Source organism: Paraburkholderia sp. J8-2 (assembly GCF_905220195.1).
GTDB lineage: Bacteria > Pseudomonadota > Gammaproteobacteria > Burkholderiales > Burkholderiaceae > Paraburkholderia.
Map to the genome: position 1 here is coordinate 1 of NZ_CAJMZA010000020.1, position 25,387 is coordinate 25,387.

At 62.6% G+C, this 25,387-nt stretch carries 17 protein-coding genes and 1 pseudogene; 9 read left to right on the forward strand and 9 right to left on the reverse strand.

Going from position 1 to position 25,387, the window contains the following annotated elements:
* A pseudogene (locus tag U5A52_RS30175) lies at nucleotides 1-376 on the forward strand (EmrA/EmrK family multidrug efflux transporter periplasmic adaptor subunit); the annotation flags it as partial.
* Here U5A52_RS30175 and U5A52_RS30180 read toward each other — a convergent pair.
* From U5A52_RS30180 to U5A52_RS30195, 4 genes are read right to left on the reverse strand one after another with little or no spacing between them, the layout of a single operon-like run.
* A complete protein-coding gene (locus U5A52_RS30180) occupies nucleotides 373-1,311 on the reverse strand; it encodes a LysR family transcriptional regulator (protein WP_321937364.1) in 939 nt (312 codons plus the stop codon). The pseudogene U5A52_RS30175 and the gene U5A52_RS30180 sit on opposite strands and share 4 nt — an antisense overlap.
* A gap of 59 nt (nucleotides 1,312-1,370) precedes the next feature.
* Entirely contained in the window at nucleotides 1,371-1,670 is a 300-nt protein-coding gene (locus U5A52_RS30185; protein WP_321937366.1) for an ArsR/SmtB family transcription factor, read from the reverse strand.
* Between the two features lie 26 nt (nucleotides 1,671-1,696).
* A complete protein-coding gene (locus U5A52_RS30190; RefSeq protein ID WP_321937368.1) occupies nucleotides 1,697-2,275 on the reverse strand; it encodes an AraC family transcriptional regulator in 579 nt (192 codons plus the stop codon).
* Between the two features lie 6 nt (nucleotides 2,276-2,281).
* Nucleotides 2,282-5,140, reverse strand: coding sequence for a 2-oxoglutarate dehydrogenase E1 component (locus U5A52_RS30195; RefSeq protein WP_321937370.1), 2,859 nt, complete (start codon nucleotides 5,138-5,140; stop codon nucleotides 2,282-2,284).
* A 414-nt stretch (nucleotides 5,141-5,554) separates the two neighbouring features.
* Between U5A52_RS30195 and U5A52_RS30200 the strand changes: the two genes are divergently transcribed.
* Complete coding sequence (locus tag U5A52_RS30200; protein ID WP_321937372.1) at nucleotides 5,555-6,520, forward strand: GlxA family transcriptional regulator; 966 nt, start codon at nucleotides 5,555-5,557, stop codon at nucleotides 6,518-6,520.
* A complete protein-coding gene (gene mug / locus U5A52_RS30205; protein WP_321937374.1) occupies nucleotides 6,513-7,073 on the forward strand; it encodes a G/U mismatch-specific DNA glycosylase in 561 nt (186 codons plus the stop codon). The genes U5A52_RS30200 and mug overlap by 8 nt, the downstream gene beginning before the upstream one ends.
* Here the strand turns inward: mug and U5A52_RS30210 are convergent.
* Complete coding sequence (locus tag U5A52_RS30210; protein ID WP_321937375.1) at nucleotides 7,031-8,071, reverse strand: LysR family transcriptional regulator; 1,041 nt, start codon at nucleotides 8,069-8,071, stop codon at nucleotides 7,031-7,033. The two genes, mug and U5A52_RS30210, sit on opposite strands and share 43 nt — an antisense overlap.
* Before the next feature lie 504 nt (nucleotides 8,072-8,575).
* Here U5A52_RS30210 and U5A52_RS30215 point away from each other — a divergent pair.
* From U5A52_RS30215 to U5A52_RS30235, 5 genes are all read left to right on the forward strand, one after another.
* Nucleotides 8,576-10,201, forward strand: a complete 1,626-nt coding sequence (locus U5A52_RS30215) for an MFS transporter (RefSeq protein ID WP_321937377.1) — start codon at nucleotides 8,576-8,578, stop codon at nucleotides 10,199-10,201.
* A gap of 12 nt (nucleotides 10,202-10,213) precedes the next feature.
* Entirely contained in the window at nucleotides 10,214-11,302 is a 1,089-nt protein-coding gene (locus U5A52_RS30220; protein ID WP_321937379.1) for an HlyD family secretion protein, read from the forward strand.
* Nucleotides 11,299-12,822, forward strand: coding sequence for an efflux transporter outer membrane subunit (locus U5A52_RS30225; protein WP_321937381.1), 1,524 nt, complete (start codon nucleotides 11,299-11,301; stop codon nucleotides 12,820-12,822). Before U5A52_RS30220 ends, U5A52_RS30225 begins: the two co-directional genes overlap by 4 nt.
* A gap of 213 nt (nucleotides 12,823-13,035) precedes the next feature.
* Nucleotides 13,036-18,546 (forward strand): AAA family ATPase, encoded by a 5,511-nt coding sequence (locus tag U5A52_RS30230; RefSeq protein WP_321937382.1) that lies wholly within the window; start codon nucleotides 13,036-13,038, stop codon nucleotides 18,544-18,546.
* A gap of 229 nt (nucleotides 18,547-18,775) precedes the next feature.
* The gene (locus U5A52_RS30235; protein WP_321937383.1) at nucleotides 18,776-20,281 is read left to right on the forward strand and encodes a CoA-acylating methylmalonate-semialdehyde dehydrogenase; all 1,506 of its coding nucleotides are present in this window, start codon (nucleotides 18,776-18,778) and stop codon (nucleotides 20,279-20,281) included.
* A 230-nt stretch (nucleotides 20,282-20,511) separates the two neighbouring features.
* Here U5A52_RS30235 and U5A52_RS30240 read toward each other — a convergent pair whose 3' ends face one another.
* From U5A52_RS30240 to U5A52_RS30255, 4 genes are all read right to left on the reverse strand, one after another.
* A complete protein-coding gene (locus U5A52_RS30240; protein WP_321937384.1) occupies nucleotides 20,512-20,901 on the reverse strand; it encodes a nuclear transport factor 2 family protein in 390 nt (129 codons plus the stop codon).
* Between the two features lie 26 nt (nucleotides 20,902-20,927).
* The gene (locus U5A52_RS30245) at nucleotides 20,928-21,926 is read right to left on the reverse strand and encodes an LLM class oxidoreductase (protein ID WP_321937385.1); all 999 of its coding nucleotides are present in this window, start codon (nucleotides 21,924-21,926) and stop codon (nucleotides 20,928-20,930) included.
* A gap of 113 nt (nucleotides 21,927-22,039) precedes the next feature.
* Nucleotides 22,040-22,939: a LysR family transcriptional regulator gene (locus U5A52_RS30250; protein WP_321937387.1), complete on the reverse strand. Its 900-nt coding sequence runs from the start codon at nucleotides 22,937-22,939 to the stop codon at nucleotides 22,040-22,042.
* Between the two features lie 93 nt (nucleotides 22,940-23,032).
* Nucleotides 23,033-23,953, reverse strand: a complete 921-nt coding sequence (locus tag U5A52_RS30255) for a LysR family transcriptional regulator (RefSeq protein WP_321937389.1) — start codon at nucleotides 23,951-23,953, stop codon at nucleotides 23,033-23,035.
* Between the two features lie 142 nt (nucleotides 23,954-24,095).
* Here U5A52_RS30255 and U5A52_RS30260 point away from each other — a divergent pair, with 142 nt between their 5' ends.
* Nucleotides 24,096-25,325: an MFS transporter gene (locus tag U5A52_RS30260; protein ID WP_321937391.1), complete on the forward strand. Its 1,230-nt coding sequence runs from the start codon at nucleotides 24,096-24,098 to the stop codon at nucleotides 25,323-25,325.
* Nucleotides 25,326-25,387 lie beyond the last annotated feature (62 nt).

Sequence of the window (25,387 nt, forward strand, 5' to 3'; positions counted from 1 at the left end):
AGGGTTCTCGGCGGGGACGGGCAGTGCATTCGCGACGCTGCCGGCGCAGAACGCTACGGGCAACTGGATCAAGATCGTCCAGCGCCTGCCGGTGCGCATCGCACTCGATCCGCGCGAACTCGCGGCGCGGCCGTTGCGCATTGGCCTCTCGATGACAGTGGATACCGATACGCGCGACGATGCCGGCTCGCAGCTCGGCGCGGCGCACAATACGCGCTATCGCACCGATGTGTTTGCACAGTACGATGCGCAGGCCAACGGCGAGATCGAAAAGATCATCAAGCAAAACGAAATGCCAGCGCCAGCGCCCGCGACTGCGTCGCAACGCTTGTCGCAACGTGTGGCGGCGCGCGATCACAAGGGCAACGCGGGCTAGGGCTGTCTCGCGGCCCGGCTCAGCGCTTGCGCGTCCGCGGCCAGTGCTTTGGGCACCGCCTCGCGCAGGTAATCGATGAACGTCTTGACTTTGGCGTCGAGGTACTTGCGCGAGGCGTACACCGCATAAGCGGTGAGCCTTTGCAGACGATACTCCGGCAATACACGAACCAGCGCGCCGCTACCCAGCATGGCGAGCGCCGTCGCCATCGGTAGCGCGCCGATGCCCACGCCTTCGCGAAGCGCGACACTGAGTGCATCGGGAAGATTGATTTCGACGGGCGTGTTCGGGAACGCGACCGTTTCGCGGCCGTTGGGGCCGTTCAGGTGCCAGCGATCGCGCGGAAAAAACGACGTGACGAACTGCAGGCACGTGTGAGCCGCGAGGTCCTGCACCGTGCGCGGCACGCCGTGCGCGTTCAGATAGGCGGGCGCGGCACACAACACGTTATGGACTTCCCCTAGCCGGTGCGACACGAGCCGCGAGTCCGGCAGCTCCGTCGTACTCAATTGAAGCATCACGTCGTAGCCGGCCTCGATAATATCGGGCGCGTGCTGTGACAGCGTCAATTCCACCGACACCGCGGGATAGCGCTCGCGATAGCGCACGAGCGCCGGGACCACATAGGCCTGGCCGAAGCTCGGCGAAGCATGAACGCGCAGCCGCCCCGACGGGTCGACCTGCGCGTTGGCCGCTTCGGCTTCGTCGACGCAGGCGAGGATGCGTTCGCATCGCTCGAGATAGCGTTGGCCTGCCTCGGTCAGCGCGAGCCGCCAGGTACTCCGATGCAGCAAACGCGTGCGCAATTGCGACTCGAGCTGCGTCACCGCCCGCGACGCATTGGCGGTCTGAATGTTCAGGCGCGAGGCCGCGCCCGTAAAGCTTCCCTCTTCCGCGATGCGGACAAATATCCGCATCATGTCCAGCTTGTCCATTGCGTGTTTCCAACGGATAGATTGGCCGCGCGCGCAAGTGCGCGCAATGCCGGATCCTCCTATAAATGCAGGCAAATCTGTTCGGCGAATGTCCGTATGACCGCTTCATTGCGTGACAGAAACATCCATTGTCCGATGCGCGTGGAAACGAGAAGCCCCGCTTCGACGAGAACGGCAAGGTGTGCCGATACGGTGGACTGCGAGAGCCCGCTGCGCGCCTGGATGGCGTGTGCGGGCACGCCGCGGCCCAGATCGACATAGCCCTCTGGAAAGGCTTCGGCGGGGGCCTTCAGCCACGCGAGGATGTCTCGCCGCAGTGGATTGGCGAGTGCCTTGTGAATCAGATTCGCGTCTATCATGGCGTTCCTTGCGCTCTCCCACGGCGTCAATGCGGTTGCATCAACAACGTTCTGGCAATCGTTCCCACGGCGCCTCCTCCCAGGTCTTCCCGCACGATAGAGAGAGCCAAATAAATGCCGGCACTTGCTCCGCCCGATGAATAGAGGTTGCCGTCCTTGAGACAGCCAGGATTGGACATGACGTGCACGAGCGGGTATTCGGCTGCGAGGCGGTGAGCATCGCGCCAATGCGTGGTCAGCCAGCGGCGGTCGGCAAGGCCCGCGCGCGCCAGCAGAAACGCGCCGTTGGAAATGCAGGCCAGTCTCTGCGTAGTGGGGCCGGCGTCGCTGAGCCACGCTACGAGTTCGCGATGCTCACGTGCCGGACTCGCGCCAGGCGACCCGGGCACCACGACGACGTCGAATGGCGGGCGCGTTTCGAACAGACATTCCGTCGTGCCCACCGCCGTACCGTTGGAAGACAGGACGGGCCCGGGCGAGGGCCCGACGAGATGCGGTTCATAAAACGCTCTTCCATAGAGGCGATTCGCTTCATGAAATACATCCATCGGGCCGCTCACCTCGAGCAGTCGAAAACCGGCGTAGAGCATCATCGCGACACGCATGCGCCGTCACCCCGCGAACGCCTGCTCGACCAGCGCGGATTGCCTTGCCACATGCGCCGCATGGTAGCCCGGCGCGGTCGATGCGCCGGCATCGGGACCGGCATAGTGCAGCGTTGCGCCCGAAGGCAGCAGGTCGCGCAACTGTGGCTCGGCGAAACTCCATGCGCCCTGGTTGCGCGATTCCTCCTGACACCAGACCACGGTCTTGAGGTTGGGATAGCGCGCGAGTTCGGCGGCCAATTGTTTCGCGGGGAACGGGTAAAGCTGTTCGACGCGGATGATTGGTGTGTCGGAAGCGCGCGTGCGGCGATGCTCGAGCAGTTCGTAGTACACCTTGCCTGTAGCCACGATGACGCGCTCGACACTGGAAGCCCGCGCCGCTTCGATCTGAGCATCCGGCAGAACTTCGCGGAATTCGCCCTCGCCCAACGCTTCGAACGTGCTGACTGCTTCAGGGTGCCGCAACAGCGACTTCGGCGTCATTACGACAAGTGGGCGGCGATCGGCAGCGAGCGCCTGCATGCGCAGCAAATGGAATAGCTGTGCGGGAGTGGTCGGCTGGGCGACGCGCATATTGTCCTGCGCGCTCAGTTGCAGATAGCGTTCGAGCCGCGCCGATGCGTGCTCAGGTCCCGCGCCTTCCTGCCCGTGAGGGAGGAAGAGTGTGAGGCCGCTGCGCTGCCCCCACTTCGCGGCGCCTGCAGCGATGAACTGGTCGATCACCACTTGTGCGCCATTTGCGAAATCGCCGAATTGCGCTTCCCAGATCACCAATGCATCGCGGTTCACCGTGGTGTAGCCATATTCGAATGCGAGCACTGCCGCTTCCGAGAGGATGGAATTCGTGACGTTGAACCGGCCTTGCGCCTGGCTACCCGCTTCACCGATATGATCGAGCGGAATATAAACGCCATCCGGACGGTTCATCCGCGTTTGATCGTGCAGCACGGCGTGACGATGATTGAACGTTCCGCGCGCGCTGTCCTGTCCGCTCAGTCGAACGCCGACCCCGGCGCCGAGCAGCGAAGCGAATGCCAGATGCTCGCCCATGCCCCAATCGAGCGGCCTTTTTCCAGCGGCCATTTCCTGGCGGCCATTCATCATCTTCTTGACGAGCGGATGAAGCGAAAGGCCGTCAGGAACGGTTGAAATCCGTTGCGCGAGCGCGCGCAGCGTTTCGGCTGAAGGAGAAGGGGGGAGAGCCTGGTTCGCCATTCCCGCCGCCATGGAAAGCTCGCCCGCTTCATCGTGCCCAGCGGAAGCATCGGAGCCGTCGGTTTCATTCGCGTGCTTGAGAAGGTCGCGGCGCGCGCTGAGGTAGCCCTCGGCTTCTTCGGCTGTCACCACGCATTGTTGAATCAGCTTCTGGGCGTAGAGCGTTCTCACGCCGGGATGATTGGCGATCGCGCGATACATCAGCGGTTGCGTGATGCCCGGTGTGTCCTGTTCCTGGTGCCCGTATCGGCGGTAGCACACGAGATCGATGACCACGCTCCGTTTGAACGCCGTGCGATAGTCGAGCGCAAGGCGCACCGCCATCGCGACCGCTTCGGGGTCGTCGCCGTTCACATGCAGGACGGGCGCCTCGATCATCTTCGCGATGTCCGTGGTGTAGAACGACGAACGCGTGTCGCGCGGATCGGAAGTCGTAAAGCCGATCTGGTTGTTGACGACGATATGAACGGTGCCGCCTGTGCCATGTCCGCGCGTATAGGAGAGGCTCAAGGTTTCCATCACGACGCCCTGGCCGGACATCGCCGCGTCGCCGTGAATCTCGACCGGCAGAACGTCGACGCCGTCCGTGCTGCCGAGGACCTCGCCCTTGGCGCGCGCCATGCCTTGCACAACCGGGTTCACGATTTCCAGATGCGACGGATTGAAAGCGAGCGTCACTTCAACCGGCCCTTCAGGCGTATCGACCGAACTCGCGAAGCCTTTGTGATATTTGACGTCGCCTGCGAGAAGTCTTTCGGGATCCTTGCCATCGAACTCATCGAACAGCGCCCGCAGCGGTTTGCCCACGATATTCACGAGAACATTCAGGCGTCCCCGGTGCGCCATGCCCATCACCACTGAGCGCACCTTTTTCGAGGCACTGTACTGGACGACTTCGTCGAGCAGCGCGATCAACGACTCGCCGCCTTCGAGCGAGAAGCGCGTTTGTCCGATATAACGCGCGTGAAGGTACTTTTCCAGGCCCTCTGCCGCAGTCAGGCGTTCGAGCAGCCTGCGTTTCTCCGCGGCCCGCAGCGACGGCCTGGCTCGCGTGGATTCGAGTTGCATCTGCCACCAGCGCCGCTGCCCGGCATCGGTGAGATGCATGAACTCCGCGCCGAGCGTGCCCGTGTAGGTTTGCTCGAGCGCCGTGACGAGGTCTTGCAGCGTGGCGTCGTCGTCGAACAGGAACGTGTCGGCGGTGCTGAATTTCGTCGACATGTCGGCGGCCGTGAGGCCGTAGTAAGCCGGAGTCAACTCGGCGTAGGCGCGTGGCGGCGTCCATGCCAGCGGATCGAGATCAGCGGTGCGCGTGCCGATCATGCGGAACGCGGCGATCAGCGACTGTACCGCTACCTGCTTGCGTGCGAGGCCAAGGCCGGAGTCGTTGGCCAGCGTGCTATCGGACTGCGCGATCGCGCGGGGCGGCCGCTTCGCAAGCTCGACAAAGCTTGAAATGACAGGCGCGTGCGGCTCGTCGTCGCGATCGCTGCCGTCGATAGCGGGTGTTTCGCGCAGCGCATCGAACCACGCACGCCATTCGCCGGTGACCGCATCCGGGTCAGCCAGGTAAGCTTCATATTGCTCTTCAACATAAGGGGCATTGCCCCCGAACAGGAAAGAGGTCTGACGTTCCTTCAACATGATCATTCTGCCCTTGGTCGTTGCGCGGTCCAGCATCGACCGCAACGCGTGGAGTGGCGGCGATAACGCCGGCTACCCGGTACGCCCGGGTTTGTCCGCCTAGCCGCAATCGTGAACACCAGTCTAGTAAAGGGAGGCAGCGGAGGAAATGCGCGCATGGTGCTGCCGCCTGCCAATGAGTGGACGTTTTGGGCCACGCTTGTTCATCGGCCGAATACCGGCGACGCTCAGGGTCTGGCCGAAGATTTGTTACACCGAGGCAAAATACTTTTTCCGGGGACAGACGGCATCAAATCGCGACGATGCGGTAAGCTGCGCCACGGTCCTCGTCGGGGCACGGCGCGTTGAGTTGGCATGCATCGAACTCACGCGGGCCGGCTCTACGACGCAAACATAGCTATCACCAGTGAAGGTCACGGCATGAAAGTCGCCATTGTTGTATTCGATGGTGTGCAGGCGCTAGACGTTGCAGGCCCACTCGACGTGTTTGCCGAAGCGAACACGTTTCTCTCCGAGCATCAGCGCTACGAGGTGACGCTCGTAGGGCGCGAGGCGGGCGCCGTGACCTGCTCGAACGGTATGCAACTGGCTGTCTCGCTGGGCTATGCCGACAGCGACGTTCAATGGGACCTGCTCCTCGTAGCCGGTGGCCCGCGGCTGCCCGACGTCCACCCATCGAACGAGTTTCTCGCCTGGCTGCAAAATCAGGCGCGCAGCGCGAGCCGCTTTGGTTCGGTGTGCAACGGCGCATTCGTGCTGGCGCATGCGGGGCTGCTCGACGGCAAGGAAGTGACGACCCACTGGTCCGACGCCGGTCGCCTCTCCAACGAATTTCCGCACGCTAATGTGCAGCCCGACCGCATTTTCGTTCGCGATGGGCGGCTGTTCACGTCGGCGGGCGTGACCGCGGGCATCGATCTGTGTCTCTCGCTGGTTGCGGAAGACTGGGGACACGATCTGGCGGTGCGCGTTGCGAAGCGGCTGGTGGTCTATATCCAGCGCGAAGGCGGCCAGTCCCAATACAGCCCGTATATCGGCGCCGGCAAGGACGAAGACCCGATACTGAACAAGGTGTACCGCTACGTGAGCGAACATATCACCGATACGCTGTCGATCGAGGCGCTGGCGAACGCCGCTGCCGTAAGCCGCCGTACGCTGTCGCGCATATTCGCGAAGAACGCCAAGGTCACGCCCTCGGTATTCGTCGAGCAGGTGCGTGTCGATACGGCGAGGAAGCTTCTGGAGGACACGGACGCGCCGCTCAAGACGGTAGCATTCAAATGCGGGTTCCATAGCGCCACGCATATGCGCACGACGTTCTCGCGTCGTCTGAATGTCACGCCAAAACAATATCGCTTGCGATTTCGCGGGGAAGCGAGTGCGTAGCAACGATGCTCAGGTTGAGGCTGCGAATGTCCCTTCCGCGCAGGGGCTTCCGGATATCATCGGGCCCGGTTTGTCGGTACTTTTCTGCGGGATCAATCCGGGTATGCGTGCAGCGGCTGCGGGGCACCACTTCGACGGCAGAGGGAACCGGTTCTGGCGAGTTCTGCACCGCGCTGGCTTTACGAATGAAGAGTTTCGCCCTGAGAACGACCGCGAGTTGCTGCGGCGCGGCTTTGGTCTGACTACGGCAGTTTCGCGTGCGACGGCGCGCGCGGACGAATTGTCGAGAGCGGAAATTCGAGCCGCCTCCGCGGAGTTCGAACTGAAGATCCAACGTTACGCGCCGAAGTTCGTTGCCTTCCTTGGCAAGATGGCGCTTGCCGAAATGTCCGGTAAGCGGGATATCGAGTGGGGTTTGCAATCCAGCCGATTCGGCGGTGCGCACGCATGGGTCCTGCCCAACCCGAGCGGCCTGAATCGCGCATTCAGTCTCGACGCACTCGTGAGTGCCTATCGCGAACTGCGTATCGCGGCTGAGTCGTCGGACGAATAATTGAGTGGCTGTAAATATTGTGTGTGCGTCCCATGTCGCGCGGGTTCGCGATTGCTTTCACTTTGCGTGCATTCACCCCCGGATGTCACGCCGCCCGCACACTGAAGATGGGCGTTGCTGCGCAGCGTTTCAGTCACGAACTCCACGAAAGACCGAATCTTTCCGCTTGTCCCGCGTCGCTCGACATGAAGCAGATTGACGGGTGCGGATTCGGGCTCGTATGGCCTCAGGATTGGCGCCAGGTTTCCGGCGGCCACTTCGGATGCGGCCTGATACGAGAGCAACTGTGTGATACCCACGCCGTCCTGCACGGCCGAAATGGCGGCGGGCGCCAGATTCACGATCAATCGTGGCTGAAGCCGCACGGGAATCTTTGAATTATTTTCGTAAAACATCCACTCATGCGGTTGGGAAACGCCGGTAAAGGACACGCAGAGGTGGGCGGCCAGGTCTCTCGGGTGCATCGGTTCTCCATGCTCGGCGAGATAAGCGGGGGATGCGAAGGTTTGACGCCGCACCGATCCCAGGCGCACCGCGAACGTGGACGAATCCTCGAGATGGCCAATGCGTATGGCGATATCCACGCCTTCTTCGAGCAGGCGCGTGGGACGATCGAGGTAAACAGCGTTCACGCTGACGTCGGGGTAGCGCAGTGTGTAGGCGTTGACGAGCGGGGCGATGAAGCGTTGGCCGAGCTGGACCGGCGCCGTGATTGTGAGCGTGCCCACAGGGTTCGCGGGGTCGGCTGCGATATGCGACTCCGCGTCGGTGATGCCATCCAGCAGCTTGCGGCAGGCGTCGAGGTAAGCGACGCCCGCATCGGTGGGCCGTACCGAACGCGTCGTGCGCGCCAGCAGTTGCGCGCCCAGCCGCGTTTCGAGCGAGTTGACCGCTCGCGAAACCGCCGCGCGCGACAAGCCGAATTTTTCGGATGCGGCGCTAAAGCTGCCACGTTCGAGGATGGCTACAAACACCTCCATCTCGCGCAATCTGTCCATCTTGATGTCCCAATCCCAGTCTCTTTCAAACAGAAGACAAAAACAACAGCCGTTCGGCGCTTGTCATCCTGGCTCGTTCTCAAACCTTCGCCATTCGCATTTGCCGCGATTCACTCCCGGCTTCAATGCATACGCCGTGATTGATTCTAAGCGTCGCGTGCGCGCTGGTAGCGCCTCTTCACCTGGATTGGCTCAAAAGCGCGCAGAAATGACCCATGCGAAGTCAGTGAGGCTTGCCTTGACGCAGCGCACTTGCGCTGCCGCGTCATGAACAGACGGCCTGGCAAAATTCTCGTACTAGATGGCCCAAAATCAGGCCAGGTGAGACTTTAAGAAATTGGGTTCATCTCTGACAATAAAGCACTCGGTGAACAGCAACAATGCGCGGCACACCCATGGCGGGATCCTCGCATTGCGTGAGGAAGCAGGGCGCCGAATCGCACCACAGTGAAATAGCCACATCAAACAGTACAGCTAACGAAACGGGAGAAGTTGCTGATCGCCATGACGACTGCGAACCCTTTGACGACTGGAACGAAAGCGGCAACGATCCCGCATCCGCGGGACCTTGTCCCTGTGCGCGAGGCCGAGGCGCCCGCGCAGCCTGCTCCCGCGCAAGTGGCGTTTACCGCGCGCATTGTCGTGGGTCTGCTCGGCATGTTGTTCGCTTCGTTGCTGGCTATCCTGAATGAGCAGGTCACCGCGGCGGCGATGGCCGATATCCAGGGCGCGTTCCTGATTGGCCATGACGACGGGACCTGGCTGACCTCGCTCTTCGAAGCCGCCAACGTCGCCATCATGGTGTTCGCACCGTGGTTCGGCATCACCTTTACGCTGAAGCGGTTCACGATCGGCGCCGTGCTCGCCACGATGTTCTTCGGATTGCTTTGCCCGTTTGCGCCGAATCTGGCGTCGTTGTACGTCTTGCGTATCTTGCAGGGAATTGCGGGCGGTTGCCTGCCCCCCATGCTGATCATCGTGGCGCTGCGTTATCTGCCACCCAAATTCAAGCTCTATGGGCTCGCCGGCTATGCGCTGACGGCGACTTTCGGGCCGGCGCTCGGCACACCGCTCGCCGCGTTGTGGACGGAGTTCGTGAGCTGGCGCATGGCGTTCTGGCAAATCATTCCGCTCGGCGTGCTGTGCTGTATCGCGATTCAGCAGGGCCTTCCCGCCGATCCGGTCAAGCTCGAGCGCTTTCGCACGTTCAACTGGATTGGGTTCATCACAGGCTTCCCCGCGTTTGCCATGCTCGTGACCGCGCTTTTGCAAGGCGATCGGCTCGACTGGTTCAATTCGCCGTTCATCGCATTCATGTTCTGCGCTGGTGGGCTGTTGCTCGTCGTGTTCCTTGTCAACGAGTGGTTTCAGCCCGTGCCGTTTTTCAAGTTGCAGTTACTCGAGCGCAGGAATTTCACGCATGGACTCTCAACGCTGCTTGGCACCGTGATCCTGCTGGTGGGCGTGGCGGCAATCCCCGGACGGTTTCTCGCCCAGATTCACACGTACAGGCCGCTGCAGACAGCGCCGCTCTCGCTGCTGCTGGCCATTCCGCTGCTGATTACGCTGCCATTGACTGCCGCCGTGTTGAATACGCGGCGCGCCGATCATCGCTGGATGATCGCGATAGGTCTGTCCCTGATGTTCGCGACGTTCGCCATGGGAAGCTTCGTGACGTCCGAGTGGATTCGCGACAACTTCTACGCACTGCAGGCGCTGCAGATCGTCGCGCAGCCCATGGTGATCATGTCGATCCTGATGGGCGTCACGACAGGTTTGCCGCCAACGGAAGGCCCGTTTGCTTCGGCCATGTTTAACACGGTCAAGACGTTCGCGGCCGCGATTGCGACGGGTCTGATCGAGGGCGTGGGAACGGCGCGCGAACATTTCCATTCCAGCATGCTCGTCGACCAGTTGGGCAACCGCGCGCAGGTGGCCGGCACTGGCCTCGACACACCCCAGGCGCTGGGGCAACTCGCGCACCGTATTCATGAGCAGGCCGTCGTTCTGACTTCCGCCGATCTCTATCGTGTGATGGCGTGTATTGCGTTCGTTCTGCTTCTTCTTGTTCCCGTGCTGCCGGTGCGCATCTATCCGCCGTGGAGCACCACGCCGCCCGCTTCGAAATGAGGTTCGTTTTCCATGTCATCGACCAAACCCACCCCCACACCGTCCAGGCTGAAATGGCTTCGTATTGCCGCAGTGATCGTCGTCGTCGTCATCGCTGCGTGGGCAGGCATGAAGTTGTTGTCGCACTCCAGTTCGGAATCCACGAACGACGCCTACGTCACCGCCGACTTCACGCTAGTCGCGCCGCGCGTAGCGGGGCAGATCACGGACGTATTGGCGAACGATAACGAGGACGTGAAAGCGGGCCAGTTGCTGGTGCGTATCGACGACCGCGACTATCGCGCCGCGTTGATGAGCGCACAGGCGGAGGTGGCGGGAGCCAAGGCATCCGTTGCGAACCTCGACGCGCAGATAGCGCGCCAGCCCTCGCTGGTCGATCAGGCGCGCGCCACGTTGCGCGCCGACGATGCGTCGATCAGCTTTGCGCGGGCCAACGCCACGCGCTACCAGAATCTTGCAGCCGCGGGAGCCGGGGCCGCGCAGGAGCAGCAACAAGCGTCGAGCACGCTCGCCGAGCAGCTTGCGCAGCAGTCGCACGATCAGGCGGTGCTCACCGCCACCGAGCAGAATCTGGACGTATTGCGGACCGAGCGAGACAAGGCCGCGGGCGCGCTGGAACACACCGAGGCGGTGCTCGAACAGGCGAAGCTCAACCTCTCCTATACGGAGATCCGCGCGCCTGTCGACGGCAAGGTGGGACGCCGGTCGGCGCGGGTCGGCGCATTCGTGACGCCTGGCGCACCGGTGCTGGCAATCGTGCCGCTTGCGGATGCATATGTGGTCGCGAACTTCCAGGAGAGCCAGATCACGAACATGCGGCCCGGTGAGCGCGTGCGCGTGACGGTCGACAGCCTTCCCGGCGTGGTGATTCGTGGCCGCATCGACAGCCTCGCGCCGGCGACCGGCGTGAGCTTCGCGCCGATCGCACCCGACAACGCAACGGGCAACTTTACGAAGGTCGTGCAGCGCGTGCCCGTCAAGATCACGATCGATCGCGGGCAGCCGGCTGCCGCGGCATTGAGCGTGGGTCTCTCGGTGGAAGCGGAAGTGGCCGTTGGCCGGAACTCAGAAGCAACGGCAGAGGGGGCGGAAAGAAAATGAACGCGAACCAAAACGCTATTCGCGCGATCCTCCTCACGGTGCTCGCATGCCTCGTCATCGCGGGTTGCACGGTTGGTCCCAACTTCGAACCGCCAAAGTCGCCTACGCCGGAGGTCTTCAACCGCACGCAGACCGCGCAGGCGGAAAGCCAAGCTGTGCAAGCGCAATTCGCTCCGGAATGGTGGACGCTTTTCAACGATCCGGTATTGAACGGCCTGGAAAAGCAACTGGCCGACGCAAACCTCGACGTGGCGGCGGCCTCCGCGCGCTTGCTGCAGAGCCGGGCCGAGCGCCGCGTGGCGGGCGCGGCCCAATATCCGACGCTCGACGGCGCCGCATCGTATAACCGCGAACGCGGCAGCGAAAACGGCATTCTTTCGCTGCTTGGCGTCACGCCGTCGCAAAGTCAGCCGCTGTCGGCTTCGGGCAACTCGCCGCTCGGCGTGTCGGCGATGCCGGGCTCGAAGGGCTCTCCTGCCTACAACCTGTATCAGGTTGGCTTCGACGCTTCATGGGAAGTCGATATCTGGGGGCGCGTGCGCCGCAGCGTGGAAGAGGCGACGGCGCTTTCGGAAGCCTCGTACGAGGACCGCAATGCGGTCTTGCTGAGCGCGCGCGCGGAGCTTGCCCGCGACTATATCGAGCTGCGCAACACACAGGAACTCCTGCAAATCGCGAAGGAAAACCTGGATATCGCCAACAACGCGCTGAAGCTTACGCAGGTGCGCGCGCATGAAGGCGTCACGACGGATCTCGATGTCTCGAATGCGTCGGCTCAGGTGGAGAATATCGAAAGCCTGATTCCCACACTCGAGTCGCAGTCCGAAACAAGGATCAATGCAATCGGCCTGCTGCTTGGTGAGGAGCCCGGTGCGCTGCGGCAGACGCTCGCCGCCACGCAGGAAGTGCCCGTGCTTCCCGCGCAGGTCCCAATCGGCTTTCCTTCCGAACTCGTGCAGCGCCGGCCCGATATTCGCGAAGCGGAAGCCAGGCTGCACGCGGCAACGGCGTCGATTGGCGTGGCGAAGGCCGATTTTTATCCGCGCATCATGCTCAATGGAAGCGCGGGCTTTCAGAGTCTTCAACTTTCGAGTCTGGCCAGTTGGGCGTCGGGGCAGTTTGTCGTTGGCCCTTCCATTACGTTTCCGATCTTCGAAGGCGGACGCTTGAAGGGCACGCTCCAGCTGCGTGAGGCGCAACAGCAGGAGGCCGCGATTGCCTACAAGCAGACGGTGCTGCGCGCATGGCAGGAAGTGGACGACGCGCTCGTCACCTACGACGCCGAGCAGCGTCGCCGCGACCGGCTCGCCCAGGCCGTGACCATGAACCAGCGCGCGCTTGCGGTGGCGACGCAGCGGTACAAGGCCGGGGCGCTGGACTATCTCGACGTGTTGAACGTGCAGAGGCAGTTACTTGAAGCACAAAGCAGTCTCGAACAAAGCAAAGCGACGGCTGCCACGAATCTCATCACGCTCTGCAAAGCGCTGGGAGGAGGATGGGAGTCGACCTATGGCGGGTAATACATGGCACGAATGCCCGCTTGTCATGATGCTTGCGAGGGCCACCTGTTGATGCCAATGTTGCTTTACGTCGACGCATGGCAGGCTCAGTGCACACACACCATCATTGTTCAGGACAATCGATGACATTGCGGCGCTGACAATGGCGCAAAGACGGGCACGCGTGCAAAATCATTTGCGGACGAAAATCGCATCATGACAGGAGCGTGCGTCGTGGATCTCGCCGGATACGAGCTTGAGCCGCTGCGCGACGACAGCGATTTTTCACTGTATCGCGCCCGCAAACGCAGCGACCCCGTCTCGGTGCTCGCGCGAGTCGCCACGCGCGCGGACCCGGTGGGCGTGAAGCGCCTCGAGCGAGAGTACGGACTCGCCGCGTTGCTCGATTCCAGCTGGGCGGCGCGGCCTCTCGCGTTCTACCGGCACAGGGAGCCGCCCATGCTCGTGCTCGACGACGACGGCGGCGAGCCGCTCGATCGCTCGCTTGGCGGCCCGTTCGAACTCGCACGCCTGTTGCGCATTGCGGTCAATCTGGCGAAGGTGGTCGGCCATGTGCATCGATGCGGGCTCGTTCACAAAGACATCAAGCCAGCGAATGTGCTCGTCGACAGCAGCGGCAACGTGCGGCTCACCGGCTTCGGCATCGCTTCGCAACTGCCCCATGAACATCAGCCGCCCGCGCCGCCCGAGATCGTCGCCGGAAGCTTTGCGTATATGGCGCCGGAGCAGACCGGCCGCATGAACCGCTCGATCGACACGCGCAGCGATCTCTATTCGTTCGGCGTCACGCTGTACGAGATGCTCACCGGGGCGTTGCCGTTCAACGCAACGGACGCGATGGAGTGGATTCATTGCCATATCGCGCGCAAGCCGACGCCGCCACGCGCGCGCCGCGACGCGATTCCGCAGGTGCTCGAGGGCATTGTGCTGAAACTGCTCGCGAAGGCAGCCGAAGACCGCTATCAAACCGCAGCAGGACTGGAGGCCGATCTGCGCACATGCCTCGCGGCGTGGGAAGCGCAGCATCGCATCGACGCATTTTCGCTGGGGCAGCACGACGCGTCCGACCAGTTGCTGATCCCGGAAAAGCTCTACGGTCGCGAGGCGCAAATCGAAGCATTGACGACCGCGTTCGATCGTGTCGTGGCGAGCGGCTCGGTCGAACTGGTGCTGATTTCAGGCTATCCGGGCATCGGGAAGTCGTCGGTCGTCAACGAGTTGCACAGGGTGCTGGTCCCGCCACGCGGTCTCTTCGCTTCCGGCAAGTTCGACCAGTACCGCCGCGGCATTCCGTACGTGCCGTTCGCACAAGCCTTCCAAACACTCGTGCGCAACCTGCTGAGCATGCGCGAAGCGGAAGTCGAGCCGTGGCGGTGCGCGCTGATGGAGGCGCTCGGGCCCAACGGCCAGCTTATTGTGAATCTGATCCCCGAGCTTGCGCTCATCATCGGCGAGCAGCCGGCCGCGCCGACGCTGCCGCCTCAAGACGCGCAAAATCGTTTTCAGATCGTATTTCGAAAGTTTCTCGGCGTATTCGCGCGGCCCGAGCATCCGCTCGCCCTGTTTATCGACGACCTGCAATGGGTCGATACAGCGACGCTTGATCTGCTCGCGCATCTCGCCACGCATCCTGAAGTCAAACATGTCCTGCTGGTGGGCGCGTATCGGGACAACGAGGTCGATGCTAGTCACCCGTTCGCGCGCACGCTCGAGTCGATCGCCCGCGCCGAAGGCAAGGTGCAGCAAATCGAGCTAACACCGCTCACACAAGACAGCGTGACGCAACTCACGGCGGAATCGCTTCACTGTGACAGCGCGAGCGCCGCTGCGCTCGCTCAACTGGTGCATGAGAAAAGCGGCGGCAATCCATTCTTCACGATCCAGTTTCTCACCGCGCTCGCCGATGAAGGCCTGCTTGCGTTCGACCCGCGAGCCGCGAAGTGGGGGTGGGAACTGCCGCGCATTCGCGCGAAGGGCTACACCGAAAACGTCGCCGATCTGATGGCGGCGAAATTGAGCCGGTTGCCACGGGCGGCGCGTGACGCACTTGGCCAACTGGCGTGCCTGGGCAACGTTGCCGAAGTGGCTGCGCTGACCTGGGTTCAGGGCGGCTCAGAAGAACGGATGCACGCGGACCTCTGGGAAGCCGTGCGAACCGGGCTGGTCTATCGCGAGGCCAACGTCTATGAATTCGCACACGATCGCGTGCAGGAGGCCGCGTACGCGCTCATTCCTGACGATCAGCGCGCCGCCGCGCATCTGCGCATCGGGCGCGCGCTGGTGTCGCGCACGCCGCCGGACGCACGCGAAGACGCGATCTTCGATATCGTCAACCATCTCAATCGCGGCGCGGCGCTGATCGCGCAGGAGGCCGAGCGCGAGCAGGTCGTCGCGTTGAACCTTGTCGCGGGCAAGCGCGCCATGAGTTCGACGGCATACGTGGCCGCGCGCGGATATCTGGCGCAAGGCGCCGCGCTGCTCTCGCCCGAGGCGTGGACGCAGCGCTACGAGAGCACGTTCGAACTCTATCTCGCGTTTTCCGAGTGCGAATATCTGGTGGGCGATTTTGCAAAAGCGGATGCCCTGGCGGACATGATGCTCGCCTCGGCGCGCTCCAGTCTCGATCGTGCAAAGGTGTACAGCCTGCGCATCGAGTTGTATCAGCTTGCCGGAAGATACGACGAGAGCTTCGCGGTCGCGCTCGTTGCCTTGCGCGGCTTCGAGATCCGCTTTCCAGAAAACGATGAAGACATCCAGGCGGCGTTTCAATCCGCGCTACAGGACGTTCGCGTCAATCAGGCGGGGCGGTCCATCGGGCAAATCGTTGAGACGCCGGAAGCGACGGACCCCGCCATTCACGCGATCATCAATCTTCTCCTTCAGGCAATGAACTGCGCCTTTGCCGCGCGGCCCGCATTCTATCCGCTCATTACGCTCAAGGCGGTCAATCTCTCCTTGCAGCACGGCACTACCGACAACTCCAGTTTTGCGTTCGGCAATTACGCGCTCATGCTCGTTTCACTGATCGGCGATATTCCCACCGCGGTTCAGGTTTCGGAGATGTCACTGAAGCTGAACGAGAGATTCGGCAATCGGCAGCTCAATGGAAAGCTGCTTCACCTGTATGGCGCGCACGTCAATTTCTGGCGCCGCCACATCGCTGCGAATCTCCCAGTGCTGGAACGCGCGACTGCCGAGTGCATGGACGTAGGCGACTACGTCTTTGCAGGCAACGTTGCGTTCAATGCCGTTTGGCAGTCGCTTGAAAGCGGGGCCGCGCTCGAAGACGTGCAGGCGATAGCCGATAAGTACGCGGCGCTCATGCGGCAGAGCCACAACGACGCGGTGTACGAACTGATTCGGGTTGAACGGCAGTGCGTGATCAGTTTGCGGGGCAAGACGGCCAAACCGTTCGATCTGAATGACGAGACGTTTGACGAAACTGCCTGTTTTGAAGCGATCGTCAAGTCGAATTTCGGTTGTGCGATTGGCGTCTATCGCATCATCAAAGTGATGCTCGCGTATCTCGCTGGCCGCTACGTCGAAGCGCTGGAGGCCGTGCAGCGGGCACAGGCAGTGCTGAGTTCGGTGATGGCGCTGGCGATCGAACCGACGTTTCACTTTTTCCATATGCTGACCTTGACTGCGCTTTATCCCGAGTCCTCTGCCGAGCAGCAGCGAATCTACGATCGCCAGCTCGCCGCGGCACTCGAGAAGTTCGAAATGTGGGCCGGACATTGTCCGGAGAACTATCAGAACCGCTTTGCGTTGCTCAGCGCGGAACGCGCGCGTCTCGCGGGCCACGATCTCGACGCCATGCGCCTGTACGAGGAGGCCATTCGCTCTGCTCGCGAGAATGGCTTTTCGCATCACGAAGGCATCGCCAGCGAACTTGCCGGCCGTTTCTGTTTGCGCATTGGCCTCGCGACGAGCGCCGAAGCGCATTTGCTCAACGCGCGCCGGTGCTTCGACGCGTGGGGCGCGCAAAGCAGGATCGTACAGCTCGACAGCGAATTTCCGCACCTCGCCGAACTGGAGGGGAGCACGCCGACGTCGACGCTCACTTTCGATTGGCGCCAGTTCGACGCCGCCACGTTGCTCAAGGCGTCCCACGCGCTCTCCAGCGAGATCGAACTGACGAGCCTGGTCGAGCGCCTGATGACGATTGCGCTGGAGACCGCAGGCGCGGACCGCGGGCTGCTGATCGTGCCGGAGCAGCCGGACGGCTACCGTATCGAGGCTGAGGCGCGCCTGAACGGCAACGCGATTGAAGTGAAGCGCTTGCCGGATGCCGGCTCCGCCACGCCCGCCGCGCTGCTGCGTTACGTCATGCATACGGGCCAGCGCGTCATCATCGACGACACTCGGGCCTCCAGTCTCTTTGCGGAGGATGCGTATCTGGCGAGCGGCGCTACGCGGTCGGTATTCTGCCTGCCGCTCGTGCGGCAGGGAAAACTCGGCGGGCTGCTGTATCTGGAAAACACCGAGACTTCGCATGTGTTCACAGCACGCCGCTCCGCGCTGCTCGACCTGCTCGCGTCGCAAGCCGCCATTTCTCTGGAGAACACGCGCTTATATGCCGATCTTCAGGAGCGCGAAGCAAAGGTCCGGCGTCTGGTGGACTCCAATATCATCGGCATCCACATCTGGGATTTCGAAGGCAATGTCATTGAAGCCAACGATGCATTTCTGCGCATTGTGGGATACACCGCGGCCGATCTCCGATCCGGGCAGATCCGCTGGCCCGATCTCACGCCGCCCGAATGGCGTGAGCGCGACGAACGCGTGCGGGACGAATTGAAAGCCACCGGCAGCGCCAAACCGTTCGAGAAGGAATATTTTCGCAAGGATGGGAGCCGGGTGGCCGTGCTGGTTGGCGCGGCGGCGTTTGGCGATCGCGAGGGGCAGGGCGTTGCGTTCATACTCGATCTGACCGACCAGAAGCGCGCGCAACAGGATGTGCGCGACAGCGAGCGACGCTACCGCGAACTTCAGAACGTACTGGCGCATTCGAACCGCGTGGCGACGATGGGCCAGCTATCGGCGTCGATCGCGCACGAAGTGAAGCAGCCGATCACCGCAATTGCGGCCTACGCGAGTGCCGCCTCGCGCTGGCTCGCGGCTCGCCCGCCGAATTTCGACGAGGCGCGTCTCGCGCTCACGCGCATTGTCGCGGACAGCGAGCGCGCCAACGGCATAGTCGACAGGACGCGCGCCTACTTCAAGAAAGAACCGCTGCGTACGGACGGGCTCGACGTCAACGACATGATTCGGGAACTGATCGCGCTCATGCGCGGCGAAGCGAGCAAGTCCGGGGTCGAACTCACGGTGGAACTCGCAGACGGATTGCCGCGCGTTCAGGGAGACCGGGTGCAATTGCAGCAGGTGATGCTCAATCTGATGATCAACGCCATCGAAGCCATGCGCGAAATGAAAGGCGGCGAGCGAACGCTTCTGGTACAAACCGGCAGGACCGATGAAAACGAACTTTGCGTGACCGTGCAGGATTCCGGGCCGGGCCTCGCTGCCGGCAATCCGGAGGGCGTTTTCGACGCGTTTTTTACGACCAAACCCGAAGGCCTCGGCATGGGGCTGCCCATTTGCCGCTCGATCGTGGAAAGCCACGGAGGGCGGCTATGGGTGACGCCGAATGTTCCCGCTGGTGTCAGCTTTCATTTCACGCTTCCGCTACCCGGCAACGCTTCGCTGCCTGTGAGCGCTTGACGTGCTGGTCGCATTGCGATGGCCGGAAACGAGCCGGGAATGTCCCCAAACCGTCGTAGCTAGCGCATCGGACAAGCGCCGCAAAACGTAGACTGTTCTGGTCGGCGGTCAACCACTGCCGATGCTGGCGGGGAGTCATGGAGATGCCCGGCCACTTGACTTGATGCGCGCTGCAATGCGGACCTTCTTTGATTCCGGGCAGCGCCCAGTTCCCCTAAAGGAAGGACGTATGAGCGAAGCAAACCAGGGCGCAGTGCGCCAACTGAGTCATTTCATCGACGGTAAAAGTACCGCGGGCGTGAGCGGGCGATTCAACGACGTCTACGATCCGGCGCAGGGCCGGGTGACGGCACGCGTGCCGGTTGCGAACACGGCCGAGGTTGCCGCCGCCGTCGCGGCCGCGAAAGCCGCATTTCCCGCGTGGAGCGAAGCGCCGCCGCTCAAGCGCGCGCGCTTGATGTTCAAGTTCAAGGAACTGCTCGAGTCGCATCTGGACGAAATCGCCGAACTCATTACGCGCGACCACGGCAAGCTTCTTTCGGACGCGAGAGGCGAGGTGATGCGCGGAATCGAGATCGTCGAATTCGCGTGCGGTATTCCGAACCTGCTCAAGACCGATTTCACCGACCAAAGCAGCAGCGGCGTCGACAGCTGGAATTTGCGTCAGCCGCTCGGCGTGATTGCTGGCGTCACGCCGTTCAATTTCCCGGTGGTGGTGCCGTGCTGGATGTTCGTCATGGCGGCCGCGACCGGCAACGCTTTCATCCTCAAGCCTTCGGAGCGCACGCCGTCGTCATCGATCCGGCTGGCCGAACTCTTCATGGAGGCGGGCTTTCCGAAAGGTATCTTCAACGTGGTGAACGGCAACAAGGACACCGTCGATGCGCTGATCCAGCATCCCGATGTGGTCGCCATGTCGGTCGTCGCCTCCACGCCGGTTGCCGAATATATCTACGCAGAGGGCGCCAAACGCGGCAAGCGCGTGCAGGCGCTGGGCAGCGCGAAGAATCATCTCGTCGTCATGCCCGATGCGAATCTCGATCAAGCCGTCGATGCGCTGATCAATTCGGCCTATGGCTCGGCCGGCGAGCGCTGCATGGCGACTTCGGTCGCAGTGGCGGTAGGCAGCGTGGCTGACGACTTGGTCGAGCGTCTCGCGCCGCGCGTACGCACACTGCGTATTGGCGCGGGCATGGAGCCCGATCTGGACATGGGGCCGCTCATCAGCGCCGCGCATCGCACCAAAGTGCAGGGCTATATCGATGCCGGTGTCGAAGCGGGTGCGAAGCTCGTCGTCGACGGGCGCGGCCATACGGTGGCCGGCCACGAAGAGGGTTTCTTCCTTGGTGGTTCGCTCTTCGACAATGTGCAGCCCGATATGAAAATCTATCGGGAAGAGATTTTCGGGCCAGTGCTTTCGGTGGTGCGCGTGCCGGATCTCGCCAGTGCCATCGAACTCGTCAACGCACACGAACTCGGAAATTGCGTCACGCTGTTCACGGCCGATGGCGCTGCGGCACGCACGTTCTCGCGGCAGATTCAAATCGGCATGGTGGGCATCAACGTGCCGAGTCCGGTGCCTTCGGCGTGGCATTCGTTCGGCGGCTGGAAGCGTTCGCTGTTTGGCGATCATCATACGTATGGCGAAGAAGCCGTGCGCTTCTATACGCGCTACAAGAGCGTGACGCAGCGTTGGCCCAACAGCATCGACAAGGGCCCGGAATTCGCAATGTAGGCGGCCAAGTAGGCCAGGCGCGGCGTGAGTACGCCGCGCGCTCGACGATAGCCGGTGCGGGTATGGCCGGCTATTGTTCGTTTTTCAGCTGGGGTTTGCGTGCGGCAAGATGAGCGAGTGAACTGCGGAAAGCGCCTGTTGCGAGGTGACGTTGCCATCGTCGGCGCACGTGCCCTCCCGGTCGTCGCGAGTATGCGTAGCCCCTTGGGCCGTGGGAAGGCGCCCAAGGGCTAACTGGGTGTGATTTTCTGGACCCATTGGCTGCGCCAGGCTGGCGCTTCAAAGGACTCCGAAAAATACTGGGTCTCGTGAATGACCTTGCCGTCACGGAATTCCATAATGCTGACGGTGAAAGCAGATCGCCCCTGATAATCGATGGTGTATTCCGTCACCCAAAGATTGCCTTCGCCCTGCATGCGTCTGACTTCGAAACCGGACGGCTTGCCGGGATGATGCCCGCGAAGCGCCTGCAGATTGCGCCGCCCGAGAATGCGTTCACCCGATTGGGGATAGTCACAGATGGCGTCGTCTGTGTAAATGTCGTGCTCGGCTTCGAGATTGCCTGCGGCCGAAGCTTGCCAGTGCGCGTTCAGCGCTTCACGTATCGTCGCGTCCTGCATGAGACACCTCCGGAATACCGTCGACTTCAAAAATATGGCAGCACTTCGCTGTGCAATTCGTCGAGTACGTCGCCGTACGGACGCGGCGTGACTTTCGGATTCAGAGCGACGTGGCTCACGCCCGCTTCGCGCGCCGCTTCGAGGAAACGCCTGAGCGAGCGGCTGCCAATTGCAAATCCGCCCTTGATTGCGCGGAACAGGTAGTCGGGCCTCGGATGCAAATAGAGGTACCCGCCAAAGGCAATGGGCTTGAAGGTTTCGCTGCCCATCGACTGCGCTACCTGGTCTTTCCAGCTGCGCACGAACGCATCGAGCGCGGCGGGGGCTGGCACGAAGCCGAGATAACCATCCATGTGCGCTGCGATCCATTCGAGGCTCTGCTGCGCGCGGCCAACGGCAATGGCCGGGGTGTGTCCGTAGGGCGGCTTGGGCAGCATGTCGAGCGTGCCGCCCGACTGGCCGAAGCGGGGCGAGGAGAACACCGGAAACGGTTGCTCGCTCACGGTCCGGTAGGTCTGAAACGCGTCGCGAAACCGCTCGCCGCGCGTATCGAAGTCGATACCGAAGACGGGATACTCGGAGGGTCTGTCTCCCGAGGACATCCCGAGCAGGAGCCTTCCATTCGTCAACTGGTCGAGCGAATTCACCTGCTTGGCCAGTAAAAGCGGCTCGCGCATCGGCAAGACAATGCCTGTCGTGCCGAGCGCGATCTCTTTCGTCACTGCGGCGAGGCTGGCGATATACACCAGGGGTTCGAAGATCTGGCCGGCATCGCCGTAAGCGGGGTCGTAGAACGGGATGTCGCGCATCCACAGCGCGGCTACGCCCATCGCCTCGGCGCGCTGCGCCATTGCAACATGATCGCGCATGGTCGGAATGGGCGAGTCGGGGTGCGTTTCGAGCGGCAGGATCAGCCCGACCGAGAGCGCGTCCTCGCGAAACACGCGACGCCACGCAGGCTGCTCCGAAAGCGCATGTTGGACCGGCGCGGAAGCCTTGATTGCGGTGATTGCGGATATATCCATTGCGTTTCGCCTTGCCTTTTCTCTGATGCGAGCAAGGTTACGCACGAACGACGCTGACAAAAACCACCTGCCATGAACAACACTTGATACTCGCGCTCAATAACGCGGGGATTTCAAGCGGCGGACATGCGCGCCTTGAGGCGCGGCGACATGAAGTCGAGAAACGCGCGCAGCTTGAGCGGCAGCGGCGTTTGGCCGGCATGGACGAGATGGATCGGCATGGGCGGCAGCGCGAAGGTCTCCAGAACCAGTTGCAGGCGGCCTTCCTGTACGGCACTCGCGACCTGATAAGACAGAACCCGCGTCAAACCGGTCCCGAATGTCGCGGCGTCGATGGCCGATTCCGCCGTGTTCGTCACGAGCCGCGCGTGGATGGGCACGTTCTGTTCCGATTTTCCGTCGGCAAACGTCCACGCGCGCGACGAATTGATGCCCTCGAAACCAATGCATGCGTGGTTGGCAAGCTCAGCGGGGTTCTGCGGCGTGCCACGCTCGGCCAGATACGCGGGGCTCGCGCACACCACCGGGCGCGTTTCGCCCAGACGTATCGCCACGAGGCTGCTGTCCGGCAATTGGCCGATACGCACGGCCACGTCCACATGGTCTTCGAGAAAATTCACGTTGCGATCGGTCAGCACGAGGCGGGCATCGATCTCGGGATACTGCGCGAGAAAGGCGGCCATGACAGGAACGACATGCAGCCTTCCGAAGACCACGGGCGCCGTGGCCACGAGAGAGCCTTTCGGCGCGGCGTATTCGCCGGTCACGGCGCGTTCGATTTCGCCGATGTCTTCGAGAATGCGCCGGCACGAGGCGACATAGGACTCACCGGCTTCGGTCAGCGAGAGGTGCCGCGTGGTGCGATGGAGCAGGCGAGTCTTCAGATGCGCTTCGAGATCGCCGACCTTGCGGCTGACTGTCGCCAGCGGCTGGCCGAGTTGCCGGGCCGCGGCTGACAAACTGCCTGCATCGACGACTGCGACCAGGATGGACATCCCTTCGAGACGGTCCATGGTCTTCTCGATTACTGGAAGAGAGATTCCCGATGTTAGCGGATTCTCTTCCGGCGCGAGCGCACAGCGCCTTTACGCGGGCGAATCAGGCAGTCACGCCGAAACGGGGTTGGCGAGTTCGCCCGCTGTGCGCTCGCGCAGGCGCGGCGAAGCGAAATCGAGAAATGCGCGCAGCTTCAGCGGCAGCGGGGCTTGCCCAGCGTGCACGAGATTGATGGGCAGCGGCGCCGCTTCAAACGTGTCAAGGACGACGCGAAGCGCGTTGGCGCGTACGGCGTGCGCCACCTGGTAGGACAGCACGCGGATCAGCCCTACGCCGAGGATCGCGGCTTCGATGGCGGCGTCCGCCGTATTCACCGCAAGCCGCGAATGAACCGGCACCGACTGCTCCGCCTTGCCGGAGCCGAACGCCCACGCGCGCAGTGACGCGAGCGCTTCGAAGGTAATGCACTCGTGGCCGGAGAGGTCTGCGGGCTCGGCGGGCACACCGTGCTTCGCGAGATAGGCGGGGCTTGCGCAGATGACCCGGCGCACCGCGCCGACGCGCGTCGCGATCAACGTGCTGTCGGGCATCTCGCCAATACGGACTGCGACGTCCGCGTGTTCATCCATCAGATGAACCACGCGATCCGTTAGCAGTAGATTGATGTCGATCTCGGGATAGTGCGCGAGAAACTCCGCCACCACCGGCACCACATGCAAGCGGCCAAACGCAACCGGCGCGGTGACCACGAGTTCGCCTTTGGGCGCGGCGTATTCCCCCGTTGCGGCGCGCTCGGCTTCACCGATCTCTTCGAGAATGCGCCGGCACGCGGCCACGTAGGCACTGCCGGCTTCCGTCAATGAAAGCTTGCGCGTCGTGCGGTGAAACAGACGCGTCTTCAGGTGCGATTCCAGCTCCCCGACCTTGCGGCTGACCGTTGCGAGCGGCATGTCGAGCTGCCGCGCGGCAGCCGAGAGACTGCCCGCGTCGGCAACCGAAACGAGGATGGCCATGGCTTCGAGGCGATTCATGGACCCTATCAAATAGTGGAAGGATGAATCTTGATCGTGAGGGATTCTCTTCGTAAATGCAAGCGCGTAACGTTCGACCTCAATCTGGATCGCGGCAATTCGCTGCAAAACCCGGAGAAATTCAACGAACAAGGAGGTTGTCGTGAGCGGCGTACCCAACTCACCCGCAAGTCCAGCAACACCCGCCGTGGCATCGCGCGGCAAGATCGTCATGATGGCGATCATCGCAGGAGCCGTGATCACCAACATCTATTGCACGCAGCCGATTCTGCCGCTGATCGCAGCGGGTCTGCGGGTCAACATCACTGCGGTCGATCTTGTCGCCGGCGCGGCGCTGCTCGGTTTCTCTACGGGGCTCGCGCTGTTGTTGCCGCTTGGCGACCGTTTCGACCGGCGCAAGCTCGTGCTGACTCAAATCGCGCTCGCACTCGTTTTTGCGGCGACGTCGGCGGTTGCGCCCGGGATCTGGGCACTGATTGCGGCTTCGTTTGCGCTTGGGATCGTGAGTTGCGTTCCCCAGCAGCTCGTGCCCTTCGCGGCCGTCATGTCGTTGCCGCACGAGCGGGGGCGTAACGTCGGCACTGTCGTGAGCGGCATCATGGTCGGCATCCTGGTCGGCCGCACGATTGCCGGCGTGATCGGCGCGGCGTGGGGTTGGCGTGCGGTGTACGGCGCGGAAGCCGTGTTCATGGTGCCCGTGTTCATCGCCGCAGCCGCGCTGCTGCCCAAGGGCGTGCCCACCACGAATCTTTCGTATGGCCGCCTGCTCGCTTCGCTGTGGCCGCTCGTTCGCGACCATCGTCCGATTCGTGAATCGATGATTATCCAGGCGCTGCTGTGGGCCTGTTTCAACGCCTTCTGGGTCAATCTCGCCGCGCTGCTCAAGAGCGGACCGTGGCACCTCGGCAGCGCGTGGGCGGGCGGCTTCGGCATTATCGGCGCGGCCGGCGCGTTCGCCGCATCGCTCGGTGGCAATGCCACCGACCGGGTGGGGTTCCGCAAGGTCATTGGCGCGAGTATCGGCATCGCGACGCTTGCCTACCTGATTCTCTCCGGCGCGGCCACGTCGCTCACGATGCTGATCGTCGGCGTGATCGTGCTCGATATTGGTGTGCAGTCCGGTCTCGTTTCCAACCAGACTCGCGCGTTCGCAGTCGACCCGAAAGCACAAGGCCGAATCAACAGCCTCTATATGACGGCCACCTTTTTCGGCGGCGCCTTCGGTGCGACGGTCAGCGGCTGGCTCATGAGTCGCTATGGCTGGTCGGGCATCGTGGCCTTCGGCGTCGTGCTCGGGATCGTTGCTGCCGCCATCCACTGGATCGGAGCGCCTCGCGCTTCCACGGGCCAGGTCCCATCAAACGCGGATTGATTCAAGGCATCGGGAATCTGCTTGCTGGAATCCGCCGCGATCAGGTCGATGCCAGCTTCGAA